Source organism: uncultured Georgenia sp., from assembly GCF_937958535.1.
In the GTDB taxonomy this organism is placed as follows: domain Bacteria; phylum Actinomycetota; class Actinomycetes; order Actinomycetales; family Actinomycetaceae; genus Oceanitalea.
The window spans coordinates 1-3,729 of sequence record NZ_CALGNQ010000245.1; the positions used below are offsets into that span (position 1 = coordinate 1).

5 protein-coding genes are annotated in these 3,729 nt (G+C 74.6%); all 5 read left to right on the forward strand.

Annotated features, from left to right (window positions below):
- Nucleotides 1-272: YkoF family thiamine/hydroxymethylpyrimidine-binding protein (locus Q0195_RS13320; protein WP_299279333.1), on the forward strand; the 272-nt coding region annotated here is incomplete at its 5' end.
- Nucleotides 269-862 (forward strand): ECF transporter S component, encoded by a 594-nt coding sequence (locus Q0195_RS13325; RefSeq protein ID WP_299279335.1) that lies wholly within the window; start codon nt 269-271, stop codon nt 860-862. The genes Q0195_RS13320 and Q0195_RS13325, both read left to right, overlap by 4 nt.
- Nucleotides 855-2,576, forward strand: a complete 1,722-nt coding sequence (locus Q0195_RS13330; RefSeq protein WP_299279337.1) for an ATP-binding cassette domain-containing protein — start codon at nt 855-857, stop codon at nt 2,574-2,576. The genes Q0195_RS13325 and Q0195_RS13330 overlap by 8 nt, the downstream gene beginning before the upstream one ends.
- Nucleotides 2,573-3,361: an energy-coupling factor transporter transmembrane component T gene (locus tag Q0195_RS13335; RefSeq protein WP_299279339.1), complete on the forward strand. Its 789-nt coding sequence runs from the start codon at nt 2,573-2,575 to the stop codon at nt 3,359-3,361. The genes Q0195_RS13330 and Q0195_RS13335 overlap by 4 nt, the downstream gene beginning before the upstream one ends.
- Nucleotides 3,362-3,516: 155 nt before the next feature.
- Nucleotides 3,517-3,729, forward strand: a 213-nt coding sequence (gene nrdH / locus Q0195_RS13340) for a glutaredoxin-like protein NrdH (protein WP_299279341.1), incomplete at its 3' end; no start/stop codon positions are given.

Below are 3,729 nucleotides of genomic sequence, written 5' to 3' on the forward strand. Positions count from 1 at the left end.
CGGCCGTCGCCCAGTGGTCGCTGTACCCGCTCCTGGACGGCAGCTCCGAGCACGGTGACCACATGGTCCCGATCGAGGGCGCCATCGCCGCCGCGCAGCGGCGCGGCACCGCGACCGGTCCCGCGCACTACGCCACCCGGCTCGCGGGCGACGTCGCCGAGGTGCTGGCCACCGCCGTCGACGCCTGGGCGCAGGTGGGGGCGAGCATCCCGCACGTCGTCTCCCACCTGACGCTGTCCGTCGGCTCCCCGAGCGTGGGGCAGTCCCGGTGACCGAGCGTCGCGCACCCTTCTGGGAGCTCAAGGACCTCATGCTCATGGTGGTCCTGGGCGTCGTCTTCGGTTTCGTCTACTGGGTCCTGGTCCAGGCGTGGAACGGCCTGGCAGTCCTCATGGGGCCGGCCGGCGACCTCGCCCAGCACGTCCTGCTCGGCGGGTGGCTCATCGTCGCCCCGATCGTCATCGCCGTCGTGCGGCGTCCGTTCGCCGGGGTCGTGGCCGAGGTCATCGCCTCCGTCGTCGAGGTCATCTTCCTCGGCTCCCCGGTGGGCCCGACGCTGATGATCGCCGCGGCGATCCAGGGGCTGGGCAGCGAGCTGCCCTTCATGGTCACCCGCTACCGCCGGTTCGGGTGGACGGTCTTCGCGCTGTCCGGGCTGCTCGGTGCGGGACTGGTGTTCTTCTACTCCGCGTTCCGCGCCGGCTGGTACGGGCAGGACATCCTCCTGCTCCGCCTCGGTATGCAGCTGGTCTCCGGGGCGGTGCTCGGTGGGCTGCTCGCCAAGGTCGTCGTCGACGGCCTGGCCCGCACCGGCGTCGTCGACAACTTCGCCATCGGACCGGAGGTGGCGGGCCGTGGCTGAGCCGTCGTCGCCCGCGGCAGTGACGCTCGACGACGTCTCCGTCCGCGTCCCGCGCCGCGCCGCGCCGGTCCTCGACCGGGTGGACCTGCACGTGCGGCGCGGCGAGCAGGTCCTCCTCCTCGGGGCGTCGGGGTCGGGGAAGTCGACCGTCCTGCAGTGCATCACCGGCGTCGTGCCCCACTCGGTCACCGCGCGGCTCACCGGCGAGGTCCGGGTGTGCGGGACCAGGACGACGGACGCGCGGGTGGTCGACCTCTCCCGGCACGTCGGGGTGCTCGCCCAGGACCCGAGCTCGGCGGTGTGCCTGCCGGACGTCGAACAGGAGGTCGTGCTGCCGCTGGAGAACCACGCGGCCGACCCGGCGACGATGGGTGCGCGGATCGACGCCGTACTCGCCCAGGTCGGCGCCGCGCACCTGCGCACGCGGCGCACCGGCGAGCTGTCCGGTGGCGAGTCGCAGCGGGTCGCGCTGGCCGCGGCGCTGGTCACCGACCCCGAGGTGCTGCTCCTCGACGAACCGACGTCGATGCTCGACCCGGCGGGGGTGGCCGGCGTCCGCGCCGCGGTGGCCGGGGCCGCTTCCCGCACCGGCGCGACCGTCGTGCTCGTCGAGCACCGCCTGGACGACCTCGCCGGCGACCACGGCCGGGCGGGGCTGCCGCCGCGCACCGTCGTGCTCGACGAGACGGGCGTCGTCCTGGCGGACGGCGCGACGGGGGAGGTGCTCCGCTCGCACGCCGCGACGCTCCTGCGCGCGGGCTGCTGGCTCCCGCTCGAGGCCGAGCTGCACGCCCTCACCGGGGCGGACGGCGGTCTGGCCGCACCGGAGAACACGGCCTACCTGCGGGCGCTCGCGGGCGGCGACGCCGGCCCACCCTCACGCCGGTTCGACGGCGAGACGGTGCTCCGGACCCGGTCGCTCGCGGTGGCCCACCGCGCCGCGCCGGCGCCCCGCCGCAGGCGGGGACGGCCCGCCGCCGAGGTCCGGCACCTGCTCGAGGGGGTCGACCTCGAGCTGAGAGCCGGTGAGGTCGTCGCGCTGCTGGGCCCGAACGGGGTGGGGAAGTCCTCGCTGCTGCTCACCCTGGCCGGCCTGCTCCCACCGGCCGCCGGTGGGGTCGAGGGCGAACCGGCGGGGATGGTGTTCCAGAACGCCGAGCACCAGTTCGTCGCCCACACGGTGGCGGGGGAGATCGCCCACGGGCTGGCCGGCCCGGTCGAGGAGACGGTGGCCCGACAGCTGCGCGACCACCGGCTCGAGCACCTCGCCGAGCAGAACCCCTTCCGGCTGTCGGGGGGCGAGAAACGGCGGCTCAGCCTCGCGGCGATGCTCGCCCACGACCGGCGCATCCTCCTCGCCGACGAGCCGACCCTCGGCCTGGACCGGCGGGACAGCGTGGCGACCACGGCCGCGCTGCGGCGGGCCGCGGAGGCGGGGACCGCCGTCGTGCTCTCCAGCCATGACCTGCGCACCGTCACGGCGGTGGCCGACCGCGTCGTCGTCCTCGCCGACCGCGGGGTCGCGGCGGACGGCCCCACCGTCCAGGTGCTCCGGGACCCGGAGGTGCGGGCACGTGCCGGGCTCACGCTGCCGCCGCTGGTCGCCTGGCTGCTGGAGCACGTGACGGACACCGACGCGGTGCGCCGCGTCCTCCACGGCCTGGACGCCGCGGTCGGGCAGGAGCGGCCGGCCGCCGTGGGGGCCGGCCGGTGAGCGCCGTCGCCGTCGCGCCGCTGGACCGCCGCAACCCGACGGTCAAGCTGGCGCTCGTCTTCGCGGTGTCGCTCACGGTGATGTTCGTGCTCGACCCGGTGACCCCCGCACTCCTGTACCTGTTCGCCCTCACCGGGGTCGCCGTCGGGACCCGCCCGACACCTCGCACGCTGCTCATCGCCCACCTGCCGTTCCTCGCCTTCGCGTTCGGCGTCCTCGTCGTCAACGCGCTCAGCCGCCCCGGGCACGTGCTCTGGGAGGCGGGGGTGCTGCGGGTGACCGCCGAGGGGGTGGGTGTGGGCGCCGCGCTGGCGGTGCGCACCCTGCTCGTCGGGGTGCTGGCGATCGGGTTCCTCCTCTCCACCGACGGGGTGGCGCTCATGCACAGCCTGCGGCAGAACGCCCGCCTCAGCCCGCGCGTCGCCTACGCCGTCCTCGCCGGTTACCGGCTGCTCCAGGACATGCCGCGGGAGTGGGCCACCATCGAGCACGCGCACGCGGTGCGGGCCCGGCGGCGGCGTGACGGGCGCCTGCCCCGCGGTCCACGGCACCTGGGCCGGATGGTCTTCGCGCTGCTCGTGGTCACGGTGCGCCGCGGCGAGCGGATGGCCCAGGCGCTGGAGTCCCGGGGGCTGGGCCTGACCCCGCGCACCACGTGGCGGCCCGTCACCGTGGACCGGCACGACTGGTTGCTCGCGGCCGGGGTGGTGCTCGTCGTCGTGCTCGTCCTCGCCGTGAGCGCCTGGCTGGGGGTGCTCCGCGGACCGGCCGCGCTGACCGGGTGAGAGAGCGAACTCACACTCGACGACGCCTGCGACACACAACATGTGGTGGTGGTGGCGTCACCGGACCACCAGGTGTAGTGTCGTACCCGTCCGAACTACATGACTGTCGTTTCCGCTTCTGGCGCAGAGAACCGCAGGTCAAGGAGCCGTTCCGCATGAGCATCACCGTCTTCAGCAAGCCGTCCTGTGTCCAGTGCGACGCCACCTACCGGATGCTGGACAAGCACGGCCTGGAGTACGAGGTCGTGGACGTGTCCGCCGACGCCGAGGCGCTGGAGACGGTCAAGGCGCTGGGCTACCAGCAGGCCCCGGTGGTCTTCGCCGGTGGTGACCACTGGTCGGGGTTCCGGCCCGACAAGATCAAGGCG